17 protein-coding genes are annotated in these 19,232 nt (G+C 63.2%); 6 read left to right on the top strand and 11 right to left on the bottom strand.

Annotation, left to right across the window (positions count from 1 at the left end; translation table 11 throughout):
• Nucleotides 1-61: 61 nt before the first annotated feature.
• Together AC1RL5_RS09785 and AC1RL5_RS09780 are read left to right on the top strand one after the other, a co-directional pair.
• Nucleotides 62-961 carry a DMT family transporter gene (locus AC1RL5_RS09785; RefSeq protein WP_072451000.1) on the top strand — a complete coding sequence of 300 codons (900 nt, stop codon included), beginning with the start codon at nucleotides 62-64 and terminating at the stop codon, nucleotides 959-961.
• A gap of 564 nt (nucleotides 962-1,525) precedes the next feature.
• Entirely contained in the window at nucleotides 1,526-4,678 is a 3,153-nt protein-coding gene (locus AC1RL5_RS09780) for an autotransporter outer membrane beta-barrel domain-containing protein (RefSeq protein ID WP_259699775.1), read from the top strand.
• 97 nt (nucleotides 4,679-4,775) lie between these two features.
• Here the strand turns inward: AC1RL5_RS09780 and AC1RL5_RS09775 are convergent, their stop codons facing one another.
• From AC1RL5_RS09775 to cysK, 4 genes are all read right to left on the bottom strand, one after another.
• Nucleotides 4,776-5,153 carry a hypothetical protein gene (locus tag AC1RL5_RS09775; RefSeq protein ID WP_072451002.1) on the bottom strand — a complete coding sequence of 126 codons (378 nt, stop codon included), beginning with the start codon at nucleotides 5,151-5,153 and terminating at the stop codon, nucleotides 4,776-4,778.
• Nucleotides 5,154-5,501: 348 nt separating this feature from the next.
• Nucleotides 5,502-6,365 (bottom strand): DMT family transporter, encoded by an 864-nt coding sequence (locus tag AC1RL5_RS09770; protein ID WP_072451003.1) that lies wholly within the window; start codon nucleotides 6,363-6,365, stop codon nucleotides 5,502-5,504.
• 351 nt (nucleotides 6,366-6,716) lie between these two features.
• Nucleotides 6,717-7,655 (bottom strand): aspartyl/asparaginyl beta-hydroxylase domain-containing protein, encoded by a 939-nt coding sequence (locus AC1RL5_RS09765; protein ID WP_011059858.1) that lies wholly within the window; start codon nucleotides 7,653-7,655, stop codon nucleotides 6,717-6,719.
• A gap of 226 nt (nucleotides 7,656-7,881) precedes the next feature.
• Nucleotides 7,882-8,856: a cysteine synthase A gene (gene cysK / locus AC1RL5_RS09760; protein WP_011059857.1), complete on the bottom strand. Its 975-nt coding sequence runs from the start codon at nucleotides 8,854-8,856 to the stop codon at nucleotides 7,882-7,884.
• A gap of 248 nt (nucleotides 8,857-9,104) precedes the next feature.
• Here cysK and AC1RL5_RS09755 point away from each other — a divergent pair, with 248 nt between their 5' ends.
• The 3 genes from AC1RL5_RS09755 (at nucleotide 9,105) to AC1RL5_RS09745 (ending at nucleotide 12,361) form a co-directional block, all read left to right on the top strand.
• Nucleotides 9,105-10,181, top strand: coding sequence for a DUF748 domain-containing protein (locus AC1RL5_RS09755; RefSeq protein WP_053156838.1), 1,077 nt, complete (start codon nucleotides 9,105-9,107; stop codon nucleotides 10,179-10,181).
• Nucleotides 10,182-10,324: 143 nt separating this feature from the next.
• Nucleotides 10,325-11,170, top strand: a complete 846-nt coding sequence (locus tag AC1RL5_RS09750; protein ID WP_011059855.1) for an AAA family ATPase — start codon at nucleotides 10,325-10,327, stop codon at nucleotides 11,168-11,170.
• A 12-nt stretch (nucleotides 11,171-11,182) separates the two neighbouring features.
• A complete protein-coding gene (locus AC1RL5_RS09745; RefSeq protein WP_011059854.1) occupies nucleotides 11,183-12,361 on the top strand; it encodes a vWA domain-containing protein in 1,179 nt (392 codons plus the stop codon).
• 71 nt (nucleotides 12,362-12,432) lie between these two features.
• On the opposite strand, the gene AC1RL5_RS09740 is transcribed toward AC1RL5_RS09745, so the two are convergent.
• From AC1RL5_RS09740 to AC1RL5_RS09725, 4 genes are all read right to left on the bottom strand, one after another.
• Complete coding sequence (locus AC1RL5_RS09740) at nucleotides 12,433-13,350, bottom strand: 5-oxoprolinase subunit C family protein (RefSeq protein WP_072451006.1); 918 nt, start codon at nucleotides 13,348-13,350, stop codon at nucleotides 12,433-12,435.
• Entirely contained in the window at nucleotides 13,347-14,051 is a 705-nt protein-coding gene (locus AC1RL5_RS09735) for a 5-oxoprolinase subunit B family protein (protein ID WP_072451007.1), read from the bottom strand. The genes AC1RL5_RS09740 and AC1RL5_RS09735 overlap by 4 nt, the downstream gene beginning before the upstream one ends.
• Complete coding sequence (locus AC1RL5_RS09730) at nucleotides 14,048-14,800, bottom strand: 5-oxoprolinase subunit PxpA (protein WP_011059851.1); 753 nt, start codon at nucleotides 14,798-14,800, stop codon at nucleotides 14,048-14,050. The genes AC1RL5_RS09735 and AC1RL5_RS09730 overlap by 4 nt, the downstream gene beginning before the upstream one ends.
• Before the next feature lie 72 nt (nucleotides 14,801-14,872).
• Entirely contained in the window at nucleotides 14,873-16,156 is a 1,284-nt protein-coding gene (locus AC1RL5_RS09725) for an MFS transporter (RefSeq protein WP_492589271.1), read from the bottom strand.
• A gap of 137 nt (nucleotides 16,157-16,293) precedes the next feature.
• Between AC1RL5_RS09725 and AC1RL5_RS09720 the strand changes: the two genes are divergently transcribed.
• Entirely contained in the window at nucleotides 16,294-17,214 is a 921-nt protein-coding gene (locus tag AC1RL5_RS09720) for a LysR family transcriptional regulator (protein WP_093404118.1), read from the top strand.
• 108 nt (nucleotides 17,215-17,322) lie between these two features.
• Here AC1RL5_RS09720 and AC1RL5_RS09715 read toward each other — a convergent pair whose 3' ends face one another.
• Genes AC1RL5_RS09715 through AC1RL5_RS09705 form a run of 3 tightly spaced genes read right to left on the bottom strand, consistent with a single transcriptional unit; the run spans nucleotide 17,323 to nucleotide 19,183 of the window.
• The gene (locus AC1RL5_RS09715) at nucleotides 17,323-17,865 is read right to left on the bottom strand and encodes a DUF2937 family protein (protein ID WP_011059848.1); all 543 of its coding nucleotides are present in this window, start codon (nucleotides 17,863-17,865) and stop codon (nucleotides 17,323-17,325) included.
• 10 nt (nucleotides 17,866-17,875) lie between these two features.
• Nucleotides 17,876-18,652 (bottom strand): class II glutamine amidotransferase, encoded by a 777-nt coding sequence (locus AC1RL5_RS09710; protein ID WP_011059847.1) that lies wholly within the window; start codon nucleotides 18,650-18,652, stop codon nucleotides 17,876-17,878.
• A gap of 33 nt (nucleotides 18,653-18,685) precedes the next feature.
• Nucleotides 18,686-19,183: a hypothetical protein gene (locus AC1RL5_RS09705; RefSeq protein WP_011059846.1), complete on the bottom strand. Its 498-nt coding sequence runs from the start codon at nucleotides 19,181-19,183 to the stop codon at nucleotides 18,686-18,688.
• Between the last annotated feature and the right edge of the window lie 49 nt (nucleotides 19,184-19,232).

The raw sequence follows: 19,232 nt of genomic DNA, 5'->3' as shown, positions 1-19,232 counted from the left end.
AGGTTTGCCATGCCCGGCCACGCTGGGCAAGATCCCTCGCCCCGAACCCAAGGAACCTCCTGTGAAACCTGTCGATCTGCTGCGCCTGCTGTCGCTGGCCGCCATCTGGGGCGCGAGCTTCTTGTTCATGCGCATCATCGCCCCGGTGCTGGGCAGCGTGCCCACGGCCTTCTTCCGGGTGTCCATCGCCGCGCTCGGGCTGCTGGTGATGCTGGCGTTGATGCGGGTCGACTGGAGCTTTCGCGGCAAGCTCAAGACCGTGCTGCTGCTCGGGGTGATCAACTCCGGGATACCCGCGACGATGTACTCGGTGGCGGCCCAGGTGCTGCCCGCCGGCTACTCGGCGATCTTCAATGCCACCACGCCGTTGATGGGGGTGTTGATCGGCGGCCTGTTTTTCCATGAACGCCTGACCCCGAGCAAATTCGCCGGGGTCTGCCTGGGCCTGCTCGGCGTCGGCATCCTGACCCGCGCCGGCCCCGTGGCCTTCGACCGAGACCTGCTGCTGGGCGCCCTGTCCTGCTTGATGGCCACCACTTGCTACGGCTTCGCCGGGTTCCTCGCCCGACGCTGGCTGGACCAGGCCGGCGGCCTGGACAGCCGCCTGTCGGCCCTGGGCAGCATGCTGGGAGCGACCCTGCTGCTGTTGCCGCTGTTCGCCTACAACGCCATCAACCAGCCGCCCCCCAGCTGGGGTGGCTGGAGCGTATGGCTATCGCTTTTGGGGCTGGGGCTGGGCTGCACCGCGTTTGCCTACGTGCTGTATTTTCGCCTGCTCAGCGCCATCGGCCCGGTGCGCTCGATGACCGTGACCTTCATGATCCCGCCATTCGGCGTACTGTGGGGCGCCTTGCTGCTGGACGAGCCGCTGTCCATGGCCCACCTGTATGGCGGCGCGCTGATTGCCGCCGCGCTGTGGCTGGTGCTCAGGCCGGGACCCCGGGCCATCCCGAGCGAATAACTGACCGATCGCTGATCTCCCCCAAATACCTGCGGTGGTGGAATAACCAGGAAAGTTAAAAACAACTTTCAAGCACTCCCCCCCACCGTCTCATCTAAAACACACTTCCATCCTCGCCACACTCCCCCGCAAAAAATCTGGAAAGATGAAATTCTACTGATCCAGAAATCAAGTATCAGACACTTCCAATCTAAAACAACTTAAACAACCTACAAATAACAAAGACGATTCTGCGCCTTTAATCAGACATTCCTTACTCCCCCAAAATACTCCATCCCCCCTCTGCCCCTGCCTGTAGCACGCCCCTATCCTCTTTGAACCACCGAACCCACTGCAACTTCCCGGACCGTTCCAACACCGCCAGAACTTGCATGAATACAACACTCGAGTCGGACTTTTTTTACAGCACGAGCCTAGGACAACTCACAACCCAATAGTTCTTATTTCGTCTCGAGAGTTAGCCCCTCCAACGCTGTAACTCCCCCCTTGCACAACGCTATTTGCCAACACGCTCAATGTTGTTTTCAAACCCTCGACTGAACAGGCATCGCCTTGAAGAATAAAATGTTGCAAAAGAACCATTTCAAATACGCCAGTACCACGACCGCTGTCGCTCTAGCACTGAGTTCGTTATCCCCCGCGGTCCTTGCCGATACGACCTGGACCGGGGATGCCTACCACCTGGCAGTCGACCCGAACGGCAACGCCTATCGGGTCAACGAAGACAACGCCTGGGAGAGAAATGGCAACTGGAGCAAGGGCGCTCCCGCCAGCAATGAAGTCGTCAACGTTGACAGGCCGCTCAGCAGGGGAACCAACGATGTCGCGCAACTGGATAGCGCACAAATGATCGGTAGTCTCAACGTCGGCACCAGCAGCAATGGCCTGGGCCAGTTGAATGTGGGCGGCAACGGCTGGCTGGAAATCGCCGACGCACTTACCCTGGGCAGCGTACAAGGCGCCGTGGGCAAGGCCTCATTCAACAACGGCGCGAGACTGGGCACAGCCGGCGACTTGATCGTCGGCAAAAGCGGGTCCGGCGAGTTGAACCTGGGCAGCGGCTCGCGAGCCCACACCCAGGGCAATGCTCTGATCAGCGCCGAGCAGGGTGCATCTGGCGCGCTCAACGTCGATGGCGGTGCAACCCTGACCAGCGACAAGACATTGACTGTCGGCGGTGCCGGCAACGGTTCGCTGACCGTCGGCAACGGCGCTCAGGTCAACGCTCGGGACAGCATTGTGGCGGCTGCCCCAGGCGCCACCAGCGCTATCAACATCAGTGGCGCAGGCAGCCAATTGAACGTCTCCGGCAACATGACCCTGGGCCAGAGCGGCAAGGCGGCCCTGACGCTGGCCGATCAAGGCCAGGCCAGGGTCGGCAGCGGCGCCCTGCAGATTGCCCGGGACGCCAGCGCCAGCGCTGCGCTCTATGTGGGGGCGGCCAGCGCCAATGCCGCTGACGCTCGGGCTGCGGGCCAACTGGATGCAACACGGGTGATCTTCGGCCTGGGCCAGGGGCTGGTCCAGTTCAACCATAGCGACAGCGACCACTCGTTCGACGCCGGCTTCGAAGGCCATGGACGCATCAGCCACATCGCCGGACAGACCCTGTTCAACGGTGACTCCAGCACCTTCAGCGGCGAACTGCATGTCCAGGGTGGCGAACTGCTGCTGAACAACGCCATGGCCGGACAGGTGCAGGTTGATCGCAACGCCAGCCTGCACATCGGCGCCCACAACGGCAGTGCCGGCGCAGTACTGAGCGATATCGGCAACGATGGCCAGGTGGTGTTCGATCGCAACAACTCGTACCAGTACGACCAGGTGATTTCCGGTAGCGGCTCAGTCGAGCAACGTGGTACCGGTACCACCGTGCTCACCGCAGAAAACACCTACAGCGGCGGCACGCTGATCAGCAACGGCACCCTGCAACTGGGTGCCGGCACAAGCGGCGGCCGCAGCGGCTCGATTCTCGGTGACGTGCAGATCGATGCGCCCGGCAGCCTGGTGTTGAACCGCGCCGACAGCTACCGCTTCGGGGGCTCAATGGCGGGTAGCGGTACGCTCAACAAGCGCGGTACCGGCCGCACCGAACTGAGCGGCAACAGCTCCAACTTCCACGGCCAGAGCCAGGTCGAAGCCGGTATCCTCGCCGTCAACGGCACCCTCGGTGGCTCCACCGACGTGCATGCGGGCGCGACCCTGGCCGGCAATGGCCAGGTCGGCAATGTCACCCTGCACGACGGTGCCACAGTGGCCCCGGGTAACGACATCGGCACCCTCACCGTGTCTGGCAACCTGGACCAGCACAGCGGCTCGACCTTCTACACCGAACTGCTGAGCACTGGCGCCAACGACCGACTGCAGGTGAACGGGGCAGCGCGGCTGGACGCAGGCAGCATCGTCAACGCCGACAAGCTCGACAGCGCCCGCTATGAGCTGGACAGGCGCTACCTGATCCTCGCGACCCAGCAGGGCCTGAGCGGTCGCTACAACCTGACCGGCGATACCCGAGTCTCGACGTTCTACAATCTGGTGGATAACTACGACAGCCACAACGCCTACCTGGATGTACAGCAGACCCGTCTGTTCCAGGACGCCGCCCTCTCGCGCAACCAGCGCGCCACGGCCACTGCGCTGCAAAGCCTGAAGGGTTCTGCCGTACCGGCTCTGACGCCACCGGTGCACAACAAACTATTCGAGGCCATCGCCTACCTGCCCGACGATCACCAGGCCCGCGCGGCCTTCGAGCAACTGTCCGGGGATTTCCACAGTTCGACCCGTTCGGCGCTGATCCAGGACAGCCGCCTGGTCCGTGACGCGGCAAACAGTCGCCTACGTTCGGTGACCGCCACCCAGGACAGTGGCGCCAGCCGTGACAGCGATTCAGGCCTGACCCCCTGGATCACCACGCTGGGCAACTGGGGGGAGATCAAGGGGGACAGCAATGTCGCCAGATTACGCAGCGACACCCAGGGCGTGCTCGCCGGTGTCGACACCCAGGTCGGTGACAGCGGTCATATCGGCGCGTTAACCGGTTACAGCCGAACGGAACTGAAAAGCTCGTCACGGGATGCTTCCAGCGACAACGACAATATCCACCTGGGGGTCTATGGCGGGGCCCAGGTCAGCAACTTCGACCTGCGTGGCGGCCTGGCCTACACCTGGAGCCGGATCGATGCCAAGCGTTCGGTGAACTTTGCCGGCTACAGCGACCATCTGCAGTCCACCCATCAAGCCGACACCCTGCAGGCGTTCGGTGAAGTGGGCCGGCGCCTGGACTTCGGCCCTTCAGTACAGCTGGAACCCTTTGCCAACCTGACCCACGTGCAGGTCAAGAGCGATGGCTTCAAGGAACATGGAGGCCTCGCGGCCCTGAGCGCCAAACAGGTCTCGGACCAACAAACGTTCGCCACCCTGGGGTTGCGTGCCAGTGCCAGCAAGCCACTGGACAGCGGCAAGTCGCTCAGCCTATTTGCCAGTGCCGGCTGGAAACATGCCTTGGCCGGCGTCACACCGGCCAACACCTATCGTTTCGACGCAAGTGATGCATTCCGTGTCGAAGGCGTGGCCTATTCACGCAACAGTGCAGTACTCGAAGCGGGCGTGGAAACCCGGCTGACCCCTGAGTTGAGCCTGGGCACCGCATACAGCGCGCAACTGGGTGATGCGTCCAGCGAGCACGGCCTGCGCCTGAACGCTAGCTACCAGTTCTGACCCGGCCATGACCACGGTGCGGCGGCTACGCCGCGCCATATCGCTGATCGGGCGGCACTTGGCGTGCTATGGCCAGAGGCTGCAGCCGGTTGCGGCTTCAAGGAACACTCAGGGTGATCAGGTAGGCGCCCGAGGTCACGGCCTTGCCTGCCTGGTCGACAAAGGCATAGTGCTGGTCGTAATAGCGCCCCTCGCGCCCGCTGTCGGCCAGGAGCTTGACCTTGACTACGGAGTTTCCCGGGCCGCTGGCGCTGGCCAGCCGGCCGACCCGCCGAACGTCAATGGATCCCCCACGCGAGCCCTGAGGGCACTGACGCAAGTTCAGCCCATCGCTGGCAGCATTGGAGGAGCAGTTGGACTCTACGATCTTGCCGTAAAAACGGATGATGCCTTGCCCTGAGGGAGTGGCGGCAAGGCAACTGCCCGATAGCCCAAGGAACAGACTCAAAGCAGTGGAAGCAAGCGCTACGTTCATCCTGACTCTCCTTGTGTGTAAGGACTGTATCGTCAGTCTAGGTACGAGCTTTAGCTTTTGAGAAAAGTCTGATGGACTGTTTGGAAGCATTAGAAAAGAAGTCCAATCAATTGGTTATCAAAACCACCTGCAAGCGTTGCTCAGGCGACTCTTCGAGCTGCCCCGCGCGGCGCTGAAGCCCTGTCCCAATGCAGTTGGCGAGTACCTTTTCGACAATGATGCCATATGGCCACCATTCGACATAAAAGTCGACCCTTCATGCCATAAATAGGGAAAACAACCGACCGGGCATTGCACCCGGCCGGTGTCGTCAGCGACGGCGCGCAGAGCTCACGCCGCCCAGGGCGGTCAAGGCTGCTTGCGGAACACGAACACCAGCCCGACGATGATCAGGCCCATGCCCACCAGGCTCAGCAGCCCCAGGCGGTTGCCGAAGAACAGGTAGTCCATCAGCGCGGTCACCGCGGGCACCAGGTAGAACAGGCTGGTGACATTCACCAGGTTGCCCTGGGCAATCAGCCGATACAGCAACAGCGTGGCCAGCACCGACACCACCAGCCCCATCCACAGCAGTGGAATCACGAAACCTGCACTGTGCTCGAAGTGAAACGGCTGGAACGGCACGAACAGCGCGCACAGCAGCAGCCCTGCCAAGTACTGCACCGGCAGCGTGCCCAGGGGATTGTCGGTGATGCGTTTCTGCATGATCGAACCGGCGGTCATGCTGACCAGGGCCAGCAGCCCGCACAACATGCCGGTGATGGACATCCCCGCCAGGCCGATGCTCTGGTAGACCACCATCACCAGCCCGGCAAGCCCCAGGCTCAGGCCAAACAGCCGGCTCCAGGAGCGCTGGCGCTCCACCAGCACCACCGTGAGGATCGGCTGCACCCCCATGATGGTGGCCATGACCCCGGGGGTCACCTTCAGGTCCAGGGCCAGGATGTAGAAGATCTGGTAGGCCCCCAGCAGCACCAGGCCGGTGGCCACGGCAAAGCCCATGGCCCGGCGCCCACGGGGCAACCTGAGCTTGAGCAGGGGCGCCAGCAGCATCAGGCCGATCAGCGCAATGACGAAGCGCAGCAGCAGGAAGGCAAAGGGTGAAGCGTGGGCCAGGCCCCATTTGGAGAAGATGGCGCCACTGCTCCAGAGCAGGACGAACAGGCTCGTGGAAGCGGCCGCGAGCGCGGACTTTTTTGAAATGAGCAACATGAAAACCACCTGTAATCAGGCAAGAAGCCAATTCAGCCGAGGCTGAAGTTCAGTAGTGTTTTTTCAGGCGGGCGCAGGGAACAGCAGCGGTTGCTGATCAGCCCGAGAAGCCAACGCCCGGCGGTGATACGACTGCGTACACCGGCGTGCTACTGACAGGTGGGGGGTAATGACCGATCTGCACAGGCTGCTGATTCCCGCACGGCACGACGCCAGCGTTGACCGCTGAAACCACTACCGCGTTGAGAAGGGAAAAGGCCATGTACTGATGGTTCTCGAGAGAGGAAAAATCTGAGTTGCTGGACTCATCGGACGCCGAATATAACCAGCGCCCGATATTCATTGCAAGATTTATCCGAACAGCCACTTCCACAGGACTACCAGCACCACCACTGCCAGCACCGGGCGCAGGATGCGGTACAGCTTGGGATGGCGGCGCTTCCACTGCTTGACCACGCCACTGAAGCTGTCGCTGAAGCGCTTGCTCCAGGCGTAGGCCTGGTTGATCCCGCCGACACGCTCGTCATCCAGGTTCTGCGGCGCGGTGGCGCGGCCCAATTGGGCGCTGACCCAACGGTTGATGCGGGTCATCAGGCGGCTGCTCAGCGGACGCTCGATGTCACAGAACAGGATCACCCGGGTGATCTCGGTTTCATTCTTCACCCAATGCACGTAGGTCTCGTCGAACATCACGTCTTCACCGTCGCGCCAGGCGTACTCCTGGCCATCGACGAAGATCCGGCAGGCGTCGGAGTTGGGGGTCGACAGGCCCAGGTGATAACGCAGGGAACCGGCGAAGGGATCGCGGTGCGGGTTGAGGTGGCTGCCGCCGGGCAACAGCGCGAACATCGCGCCCTTGACGTTGGGAATCGCGCTCACCAGCTCGACGGTCTTCGGGCACAGGGCCTCGGCCGAGGGCAGCGGCTTGTCGTACCACTTGAGGTAGAAGCGCTTCCAGCCCTTCTTGAAGAAGGAACCGAAACCGGCATCGTTGTTCTTCTCGGCGGCGCGGATGTAACCCTCGTCGAACAGGTGCATGGCCTCTTCGCGGATCACTTCCCAGTTGTCCCGCAGGATGTCCAGCTCGGGAAACTTGCTGCGGTCCAGGTACGGCTTGGAAGGCACCCCGGAGAACAGGTACATCAGGGCGTTATAGGGGGCGAACAGCGCCGAATGGTTGACGAACTGGCGCAGTACCGGCAGACGCGCCTTGCCGCGCAGGTGCACGTAGAGAATGCTGCCGACGAACAGCGACAACACCGCGACCTTGGCGGTAAAGGAAAAGCTCATGCAACGACTCCTTGGAAATAGGCACCTGTAGGGGGAGCGTTCACCCGACCTGGCAGCCGGCAATGATAAACACTCCTGGGCCCTGGAAAAACCCGCACAACCCAACATTCAGCGTTAACGGTTATGCAACAAAGGCGTTAAGTAGCATAAGCAGCCAGGCCCTGGCCTGATATGGGTCAGCATTCGCCGGCAAGCCGGCTCCTGCGGGCGAATGCCTGATCCGTGCTTACTGCTGGTTTTCCTGCTCGGTGAACAGGTCGCTGAAAAGCATGCTCGACAGGTAGCGCTCACCGGAGTCCGGCAGGATCACCACGATGGTCTTGCCCTGCATTTCCGGGGTTTCCGCCAGGCGTACCGCCACCGCCATCGCCGCGCCGCAGGAGATGCCGCAGAGGATGCCCTCTTCCTGCATCAGCCGCAGGGCCATGGCCTTGGACTCTTCATCGGTCACCAGTTCCACCCGGTCGACCATTGCCAGGTCCAGGTTCCTGGGCACGAAACCGGCGCCGATGCCCTGGATCTTGTGGGGGCTGGGCTTGATCTCTTCACCGGCGAGTTTCTGGGTGATCACCGGAGAAGTCGCCGGCTCCACCGCCACCGAGAGAATCGGCTTGCCCTGGGTCTTCTTGATGTAGCGCGACACACCGCTGATGGTGCCCCCTGTGCCAACCCCGGCCACCAGCACGTCCACCGCGCCGTCGGTATCGTTCCAGATTTCCGGACCGGTGGTCTTTTCGTGGATCGCCGGGTTGGCCGGGTTATCGAACTGCTGCGGCATGAAGTACCTGGCCGGGTCGCTGGCAACGATTTCCGCCGCCTTTTCGATCGCCCCCTTCATGCCCTTGGCCGGCTCGGTGAGCACCAGCTCGGCGCCCAGGGCCTTGAGCACCTTGCGCCGCTCGATGCTCATGGACGCCGGCATGGTCAGCATCAGCTTGTAGCCACGGGCGGCGGCGACGAAGGCCAGGCCGATCCCGGTGTTGCCCGACGTGGGCTCGACGATGGTCATGCCCGGCTTGAGCTTGCCGCTGCTTTCGGCGTCCCAGATCATGTTCGCGCCGATCCGGCACTTCACCGAATAGCCCGGGTTGCGCCCTTCGATCTTGGCCAGGATGGTCACCCCGCGCGGGGCGATGCGGTTGATCTGCACCAAGGGCGTATTGCCGATGGAATGGGCGTTATCAGCAAAAATTCGGCTCATGGCTGGGTCCTTATGCAGCAGTGAAGAAGTCCCCAAGGGTATGCCTGGCGCCCTTGAGCGTCCAGTCGCGCAACACCCGGGCCAGCCGGGCCAGTCGTGCCTATGCAAGAGACACATCAGCGACGCCGAGTTCATGGCCCGGCTCCTGCGTTCCCCGAACCTGCGCCCCAGGCCACCCCGGGAACATTGACTCGAACGTCTGCCAACGGACGCAGTCAATGCCTGTATACGGCTGGAGGCTGCTGATCATGAAAGCTCGTTACCGTTGGCCCCTGTGGGTCCTGGCAAGCCTGGTGGTGCTGCTGGTGGCCCTGCATATCGCCCTGCCCTACCTGGTGCGCGACTACTTGAACGACAAGCTGGCGGACATGGGCGACTACCGCGGACGCATCAGCGACATCGACCTGGCCCTGTGGCGCGGCGCCTACCGCATCAACGGGCTGGAGATCGTCAAGGTCAGCGGCAAGGTGCCGGTGCCCTTCGTCAAGGCGCCGCTGATCGACCTCTCGGTGAGCTGGCATTCGCTGTGGTACGACCACGCGGTAGTGGCCAAGGTGCAGTTCATCCAGCCGGAGCTGAACTTCGTCGACGGCGGGGCCGACAAGCAGGCATCGCAGACCGGTGAGGGCACCGACTGGCGAGCCCAACTGGGCAAGCTGCTGCCCATCACCCTCGACGAAGTGCGGATCGATGACGGCAAGATCCACTTCCGCAACTTCAGCTCCAAGCCGCCGGTGAACATCGGCGCGACCCAGGTCAACGCCAGCTTCTACAACCTGACCAACGTGGTGGACACCCAGGGCAAGCGCGATGCGCGCTTCGACGGTAAGGCCCTGCTCCAGGGCCAGGCGCCCATGGAAAGCACCGCCACCTTCGACCCCTTGAGCAACTTCGAGAACTTCGAGTTCCGCCTGCGGGCCCGGGATATCGAGCTCAAGCGCTTCAACGACTTCGCCTCGGCCTACGGCAAGTTCGACTTCAATGCCGGGCACGGTGACGTGGTGATCGAAGCCCAGGCCGAGAAGGGCCAGTTGCACGGCTATATCAAGCCGCTGTTGCGGGACGTGGAAGTCTTCAACTGGCAGCAGGACGTGGAGAACCGCAACAAGAGCATTTTCCGCTCGGTGTGGGAGGCCCTGGTGGGCGCCGGGGAAAACCTCCTGAAGAACCAGCGCAAGAACCAGTTCGCCACCCGGGTCGAGCTCAGTGGCAGCGTGCACCAGCAAGATATCAGCGCGTTCCAGGCGTTTTTGCAGATATTGCGCAACGGTTTCATCCAGGCCTTCAATGCCCGCTACGAGCAGCCCAAGCCGTCGCCTGACTGAGTCACCCCGTGACGCTCCATTCAGAGACTGAATGGGGCGTCCACGTTCACAGTCGACCGGGCAGCGCGTTATAGTCGCGCCATCACTCCCCATTCAATCGACCTGCCCCGGGCAGCTCGCCGTCACCGTTCGAGGAATTGCAGATGAAGTTCGAAGGCACCAGCGCATATGTCGCCACCGATGACCTGAAGCTGGCAGTCAATGCCGCCATCACCCTGGAGCGTCCGCTGCTGGTCAAGGGCGAACCCGGCACCGGCAAGACCATGCTTGCCGAGCAACTGGCCGAATCCTTCGGCGCCAAGCTGATCACCTGGCACATCAAGTCCACCACCAAGGCCCACCAGGGCCTGTACGAGTACGACGCGGTCAGCCGCCTGCGCGATTCGCAACTGGGCGTGGACAAGGTGCACGACATTCGCAACTACCTGAAGAAGGGCAAGCTGTGGGAGGCCTTCGAATCCGAGGAGCGGGTGATCCTGCTGATCGACGAGATCGACAAGGCCGACATCGAGTTCCCCAACGACCTGCTGCAGGAACTGGACAAGATGGAGTTCTACGTCTACGAGATCGACGAGACCATCAAGGCCAAGCAGCGGCCGATCATCATCATTACCTCCAACAACGAGAAAGAGCTGCCGGACGCCTTCCTGCGTCGCTGCTTCTTCCACTACATCGCCTTCCCCGACCGCACCACCCTGCAGAAGATCGTCGATGTGCACTACCCGGACATCAAGAAGGACCTGGTCAGCGAAGCCCTGGACGTGTTCTTCGATGTGCGCAAAGTGCCGGGCCTGAAGAAGAAGCCCTCGACCTCGGAACTGGTGGACTGGCTCAAGCTGCTGATGGCCGACAACATCGGCGAAGCGGTGCTGCGCGAGCGCGATCCGACCAAGGCCATCCCGCCCCTGGCCGGCGCCCTGGTGAAGAACGAGCAGGATGTGCAATTGCTCGAACGCCTGGCGTTCATGAGCCGTCGCGGTAGTCGTTAAGAGGCTGATGCCATGCTGCTCAACCTGTTCAATGAAATGCGCGCGGCCAAGGTGCCGGTGTCGGTGCGCGAGCTGCTGGACCTGATCAACGCGCTCAAGCAGCGCGTGACCTTCGCCGACATGGACGAGTTCTACTACCTCGCCCGGGCGATCCTGGTGAAGGACGAACGGCATTTCGACAAGTTCGACCGGGCCTTCGGCGCCTACTTCAACGGCCTGGAAAAACTCGACGACCACCTGCAGGCGCTGATCCCCGAGGATTGGCTGCGCAAGGAGTTCGAGCGCTCGCTGACGGATGAAGAGCGGGCGCAGATCCAGTCCCTGGGCGGCCTGGACAAACTCATCGAAGAGTTCAAGAAACGCCTGGAAGAACAGAAGGAACGCCATGCCGGCGGCAACAAGTGGATCGGCACCGGCGGCACCAGCCCGTTCGGCTCCGGTGGCTTCAACCCGGAAGGCATCCGCGTCGGCGATGCCGGCAAGCGCCAGGGCAAGGCGGTGAAAGTCTGGGACCAGCGCGAGTACAAGAACCTCGACGACTCGGTGGAACTGGGCACCCGCAACATCAAGGTGGCCCTGCGCCGGCTGCGCAAGTTCGCGCGCCAGGGTGCGGCGGAGGAGCTGGACATCGACGGCACCATCGACCACACCGCCCGGGATGCCGGGCTGCTGAACATCCAGATGCGCCCGGAACGGCGCAACAGCATCAAGTTGCTGTTGCTGTTCGACATCGGCGGTTCCATGGATGCCCACGTGAAGATCTGCGAGGAACTGTTCTCGGCCTGCAAGACCGAGTTCAAGCACCTGGAGTACTACTACTTCCACAACTTCATCTATGAATCGGTGTGGAAGAACAACATGCGCCGCGGCTCCGAGCGCACCTCGACCCAGGACCTGCTGCACAAGTACGGCGCCGACTACAAAGTGATCTTCGTCGGGGATGCCGCCATGGCGCCCTATGAAATCACCCAGGCCGGCGGCAGCGTGGAGCACTGGAACGAAGAAGCCGGCTACGTGTGGATGCAGCGCTTCATGGAGAAGTACAAGAAGCTCATCTGGATCAACCCCTATCCCAAGGACACCTGGGGCTACACCGCTTCAACCAATATCGTTCGCGAGTTGATCGAAGACCAGATGTACCCGCTAACCCTGCGTGGCCTGGAAGAAGGCATGCGCTTCCTGTCCAAATAAACCCGTTCGCCAGCAAGCCGGCTCCTACAGGGTGATGTAGGAGCCGGCTTGCCGGCGAAGCTTTCAGCCCCTCACCCGAACCGGCGCAGGAACGCCACCTGCTGCCGATGCGCCGTTTCCTGCACCACCGGCGCCAGGCGCACCTCGCTGCCCGGCAGGCACTGCGCCAACCGCGCCAGTGATAGCGGCGTCAACGCTCCCAATCGCGGATAGCCGCCAATGGTCTGGCGGTCATTGAGCAGGACGATCGGCTGGCCGTCCGGCGGCACCTGAATCGCCCCCAGGGGAATGCCCTCGGAAATCATCGGCCGGCCCTGATACTGCAAGACCGGCCCGAGCAAGCGCGCGCCCATGCGGTCGGCCCGGCTGTCCAGGCTCCAACTGCTATTGAAGGCATCGAACAGGCTCAGACCGCTGAACTGGCCGATCTGCGCCCCCAGGATCACCTCCAGCGGTGCAGCGGATTGCCAATCCGGCAGTTGTTCCGCCGACAGGCTCTTGAGCGCACCGCCAGCTCCCGAATAACTCAACACCCCACCCTCGCTCAGGGCGCGGCCATAACCATCGGGGCCACCCAGGGCTTCACGCAACACACTGGCGCAACTGCCCAACACCTTGGGCGCGTCGAAACCGCCAGGGGCGGCCAGATAGGCCCGGGCCCCAGAAAATGGCTGGGTGAATCGCAGCCGCTGGCCCTTTTGCAGGATGAAACTGCGCCCCGGGGTCAAAGGCCGCTCATCCACATAGGCCCCAAGATCAGCCCCGGCCAAAGCTAGCAGGCAATAGTCCTCGGCCTGCAGGGTGAAACCGCCCAGGGTGATTTCCACCACCGGCGCATCCAGGGCATTGCCCAGCAGCCAGTTGGCCCAGGACATCGACACCCAGTCCAGCGCCCCGCCCTGGGTCACGCCCAGGTGGCGCACGCCAAAGCGCCCGGCATCCTGCAGCAGGCACAGCGGGGTGCTGGCCTCGATCGTCAGTCGGCTCATGCCGGCACCTCCAGTGGCGTGTCATCGCCCCCCAGGCGCAGGAACTCGGCCCGCTCCACTGGGGCAAAGCGCACCCGGTCCCCCGGTTGCATCAGGCTGTAGCCGTCGCGCTCGCGGTCGAACAACCGGCTCGGGGTGCGGCCGATCAGGTTCCAGCCCCCCGGCGATACCACCGGGTAAGCCGCGGTCTGCCGTTCGGCGATCCCCACACTGCCCGCCGCCACCCGCTTGCGCGGGGTGTTCAGCCGCGGCGCCGCGAGCGCCTCCTCCACCAGCCCCATGAAGGCAAACCCGGGAGCGAAGCCCAGGGCAAACACTTGATATTCACGCTGGCTGTGACGCTCGATCACCTCGGCCACCGGCAGCCCGCTGCGCCGGGACAACAGCACCAGTTCCGGCCCGACACTGAGGTCGTACCACACCGGCAGCACGTGCTCGCGCCCGGCCTGGGTGGTGCCGGGCGCCAGGTCGGCCAAGGCGATCTCGATCCGCTGCCGGGCCTCGGACGGGCTCAGGGCCAGCAAATCGTAATGCACCATCAGCGTGGTATAGGACGGCACCAGGTCGACCAGAGACTCGCCGAAGGCCCGCCGCAGCCCTTCGGCGGCGGCCAGCATCCAGGGCATGTTGTCCTCGGCGATCACCTCGAACAGCCGCACCATCAGGCAGTCGATGGCGACTACTTCAACCTGTGGCTTCATAGGCCGGACTGCTGGTTCAGGGCCTCGCGAATGCGCTGCACCGCCGCCACCGAACTGGCGTTGTCGCCATGCACGCACAGTGTGTTGGCGTGCAGCAGCAAGGCGCTGCCGTCGCTGGCGGCCAGGGGCTCGCCGCGGGCGATGGTCAGGGCCTGCTGGAGGATGGTTTGCGCGTCATGGTGCACCGCCCCCGGCAACTGCCGCGACACCAGATGCCCGGCGTTGTCGTAGGCGCGGTCGGCAAAGGCTTCGAACCACAGGGTCACGCCGTACTCATCGCCCAGGGCCTGGGCCGCGCTGTTGTCGCGGGTGGCCATGAGCATCAGCGGCAGTTGCGGGTCGTAGGCTGCCACGGCCTGGATCACCGCCCGCAGTTGCGCAGGCTTGGCCATCATGTCGTTGTACATCGCGCCATGGGGTTTGACGTACTCGACCCGGCCACCCTGGGCCCGGCAGATGCCGTCCAGTGCTCCGACCTGGTAGTGCAGCAGGTCCTGGATCTCCTCGGGCGAGTAGCTCATGGAGCGGCGGCCGAAGCCGGCCAGGTCCTGGTAGGCCGGGTGCGCACCGATGCGCACGCCATTGGCCAGGGCCAGGGCCACGGTCTTGCGCATGATGCCCGGGTCGCCGGCGTGGAAACCGCAGGCGATGTTGGCGCAGTCGATAAAGGGCATGACTTCGGCATCCAGGCCCAGGGTCCAGTTGCCAAAGCTTTCGCCGATGTCGCAATTCAATAACAGGCGGCTCATGGTCAGTGTTCCTGTGTTTTTTATAAGGGGTCCGCTGCGGGGCAGCGCTGGCAATGCCCCGCAGATTATCAGTTAGCGTGCCTCAAGTTCCTTGCCGCGGGTTTCCGGCAGGCTCAAGACTGCCAGCACCACCACGCCGTAGGACACCGCGGCAAAGGTGCCGATGGCTGCGCCCAGCGGCACATGCTGGCTGAGCAGGCCGATCAGCAGGGGGAACAGCGCCGCCAGCGCCCGGCCGCTGTTGTAGCAGAAACCCTGGCCGGAACCGCGGATGCGGGTGGGGAACAGTTCGGTGAGGAACGCTCCCATGCCGCTGAAGATGCCCGAGGCGAAAAAGCCCAGGGGAAAGCCCAGCCAGAGCATCACCGCGTTGCTCACCGGCATTTGCGTATAGAGCAGGACGATGGTGAAAGAGCCGGCGGCGAACAGTACGAAGTTCTTCTTGCGCCCGAGAATATCGGTCAGGTAGGCGCTGATCACATAGCCCATGTAGGAGCCGAAGATCACCATGGCCAGGTAGCCGCCGGTGCTCAGCACGCTCAGGCCGCGCTCGGTCTTGAGGAAGGTCGGCAGCCAGAAAGTGATGGCGTAGTAGCCGCCCTGGGCCCCCGCCGCCAACAGCGATGCGCGCAGGGTGGTGCTGAGGATCCCCGGGGCGAATATCTCGTAGAACCGGGCCGGGTTGCTGGGCTCTTCCCGGGCCCGGGTTTGGCGATAGACCTCAGGATCCTTGACCAGGCGGCGGACGAAAATCACGAAGATCGCCGGCAGGATGCCCAGCAGGAACAGCCCGCGCCAGGCGTCTTCCGGCGGCAGCAGGGAAAACAGCAGCGCATATAGCAACGCCGTTATGCCCCAGCCCAGGGCCCAGCCGGACTGCACCATGCCCACCGCCTTGCCACGGTTCTTGGCACGGATCACCTCGCCGATCAGTACCGCCCCGGCGGTCCACTCGCCACCGAAGCCGAAGCCCATCAGGGTCCGGGCGATCAGCAACTGCTCGTAGTTCTGCGCCAGGCCACACAAAAAGGTAAAGAATGCGAACCACAGGACCGTGAGTTGCAACGTGCGTACCCGGCCAATGCGGTCGGAGAGGATCCCGGCGATCCAGCCCCCCAGGGCGGAGGCCAGCAAGGTACTGGTATGGATCAGCCCGGCTTCGGCGGAGGTGATGCCCCACAGTGCGATCAGGGTCGGGATCACGAAACTGAGCATCTGCGTGTCCATGCCATCCAGGCCATAACCGAGCTTGCAGCTCCAGAATGTCCGGCGCTCCTGCTGGTTGATGTCCCGGTACCAGTCAAACGGGCCGGCGCGGCGCGGGGCCTTGGCGGCCAGTGTTTCGGGCGCACTCATGGCGATCTCCAGGGTAATTTATTGGTGTTGTTCTGGGCCCCGACGACGCATATCGTGGGTTGGCGCATTCTTCGGCTCGAGCGCCAACTGCGTCCAACTAATAAAAACTGCCCTTATGCATAAGAAAAGTTGATCCCATGAACCTCAAGTTCCTCGAAACCTTCGTCTGGGTCGCGCGGCTGAAGAGCTTCAGCCACACCGCGGAAAAACTCTTTACCACCCAGGCGGCGATCTCCAGCCGCATCGCGGTGCTGGAGGGCGAGCTGGGCGTGAAGCTGTTCCTGCGCGACTCCCGGGGCGTCAGCCTGACCCCGGAAGGCGTCAAGGTGCTGGAGCACGCCGAGCAGATGCTCGACACCCTGCAGGTGCTGAAACAGTCCATCCAAGCGCCGTCGAGCAAGGTCGGGCGGGTTCGCATCGGGGTCATGGATACGGTGATCCACACCTGGCTCAGCCCCCTGGTGGCAGAGATGATGGACCACTACCCGCAGGTGGAAATCGAGCTGGTGGCCGACACGTCGCTGAACCTGTGCGAACAGTTGCAAAAGGGCTTTCTGGACCTGGTGCTGCAAACCGACCTGCTGCGCCAGGAAAGCATCCGCAGCCTGGAACTGGCCAGCTATCCCATGGGCTGGATCGCCGCCAGCAACTCGATCTACAACCGCGACTACGCCAACGTCGCCGAGCTGGCCCGGGAACGGATCGTCACCTACTCGAAGAACTCCCTGCCCCACCAGCAGGTGCTGAGCCTGATGCAGGCCAACGGCGTGCTGGCGCCGCGGCTCAACTGCGTCAACTCGGTGTCGGCCATCACCCGCCTGCTGCGGGACGGCTTCGGCATCGGCGCCCTGCCGCCGGTGCTGGTGCGCGAGGAACTGGCCCGGGGCGAACTGACCCTGCTGGCCATCGAACAGCGCCCGCCGAACCTGCAAGTGGTGGTGTCGTGGCGGGTGGGAGTGGAATTGGTGGAGGACATAGTCGAGCTGTGCCAGCGCGTGGTGCAGCGCTATGGGCAGAAGGTCGGCGCGGATTACCTGGTGCTCATCGAACCCCAGTGAACATCGCCATCCCCTCTCTCGTAGGAGCTGGCTTGCCAGCGAAGGCGATCTTCAGTCAGGCGCAAGCCACGCGGCCCCCTTCGCCGGCAAGCCGGCTCCTACAGGGGGTCAGAGGCCTTTGAGGTCGCGCTCTTCAATCGGGCGGCTCTGGCGCAGGCGCTTGCCGCCCAGCACTACCCAGTCGATCAGCCGGTACAGGCATTCCAGGCCGAAGGACAGCAGCAAGGCGCCACTGATACCCCAGATCATGGCTTCCGGGGTCAGCAGGATCTGGTAGCTGTAGCCGTCCCAGGTTTCCTTGCGGATTTCCGGGTCGGGGGCCAGGGCCACTTGCAGCAGGCGGATGTACCAGGGCCCCTGCATCGCCTGGTATTGCTTGTCCAGGGCCAGCTGGCGGCTGAGCAAGCCGCTCAGGCTCTCGGCATCGCTGCGAAACACCGGATCGTCGCTGGCCCGGTAATGGGCCACCAGGGCGTTCATGTCGCCCTTGAAGAATTGCTGCGCGGTGCCCTGGAAGCCCTGCAGGCTGTGCTGCGACTCGATCAGATGCGCCTCGACGCGCTTGGCGTAATCACTGATGAAACCCGGCACTTGCACACCGATCAACAGGCCGGCGGCGAACAGCACCAGCCGCAGATAACTGAGCAACATAGGGATGTCCTTATTCGGTCTGGCCATGGCTGACGCATTCACCGCGCCGCCACAGGCTCCACTGGCCCGGCTGGTAGCGGGTCCAGGTTTCGTTTTCGGTCAAGGGTTCAGTGGCGATCACCGTGACCACGTCGTTGGGCGTGGTTTCGGCCTGGAAGTCGACGATCACATCCACATCCTTCAGCCGCGCCGGGCCGAATGGGGCGCGCCGGGTGATCTGCGCCAGTTTGGTCGAGCAATAGCAGAACAGCCAGTCACCGTCGCTGAGCAGGCCGTTGAACACGCCCTTGCTGCGGTATTCGCTGCAGGCCTGGATCAGGGTCGGCAGCAGCTCCTCGATTTCCACCGGCTCGGGAAAGGCGGCCCGCACCCGGTTCAGCAGGTCACAGAAAGCCGCTTCGCTGTCGGTATCGCCTACCGGGCGGTAGAAGCTGGCCTGGGGCTGGAAATCCGCCAACTGGCCATTGTGCGCAAAGCACCAGTTGCGGCCCCACAGCTCGCGGACAAAAGGATGAGTATTGGCCAGGCAGACCTTGCCGACGTTGGCCTGGCGGATATGGCCGATCACCACTTCGCTCTTGATCGGGTAACGCTGAACCAGGTTGGCCACTTCCGACTCGCTGCTGGCCGCCGGGTCCTGGAACAGGCGCAGGCCGCGGCCTTCATAGAAAGCGATGCCCCAACCGTCGCGATGGGGGCCGGTGCGGCCGCCGCGCTGCATCAGCCCGGTAAAGCTGAAGACGATATCGGTCGGTACATTGGCGCTCATGCCCAACAACTCACACATGCTCGGACTCTCGCTTCAATGCCGGGGGCAGCGTTACAAACGCGGTTCGACCCGCGTATTCAGAGGGGTGCCGGCTGCAGGCTGGCGGCCGTAACGGTCATTGCCGGCGCCACCGAAGGGCTGGTCATCCTCCACTTCGGCAGCCTTGGCGGCAGCTTTCGCCGCTTCGTTGCGTTCCCGGCGCTCCCTGGCCGCGCGCTCGATGGGCCAGCGGATCAGCACGAACAGCAGGTAGACGCCAAAGGCGATCATGCCGTACATGAACAGATCGGATACCGCACGCCAGGCGTTGTTGCCGACCTTGAAGGCTATATCCAGGGCGGTGATGGCCACGGCCGGGGCAAATTTTTCCTTGACCGGGTCGATGATGGTCGGGCTGAACAGCAGCACCGCCACCAGCACTCGCAGCGGCTCGCGCAGCCAGCGCCACATCCAGCGGGTCAGGCGCATCCACACCAGCAGGCAGCCCAAGGCGGCGAAGGCATAGAGCCCCCAGGCGATCAGATAGTCGTTCTCGGTCATGGTGTCCATGGCAAGGCAGGCAAAGAGGCGCTTATGATAACGACTTTTGCCGTGTCAG

It is taken from the genome of Pseudomonas sp. GW822-FHT06D10 (genome assembly GCF_058799535.1).
The sequence above is the reverse complement of the archived record's forward strand: the minus strand, read 5'-3'. Positions and strand labels throughout refer to the sequence as shown.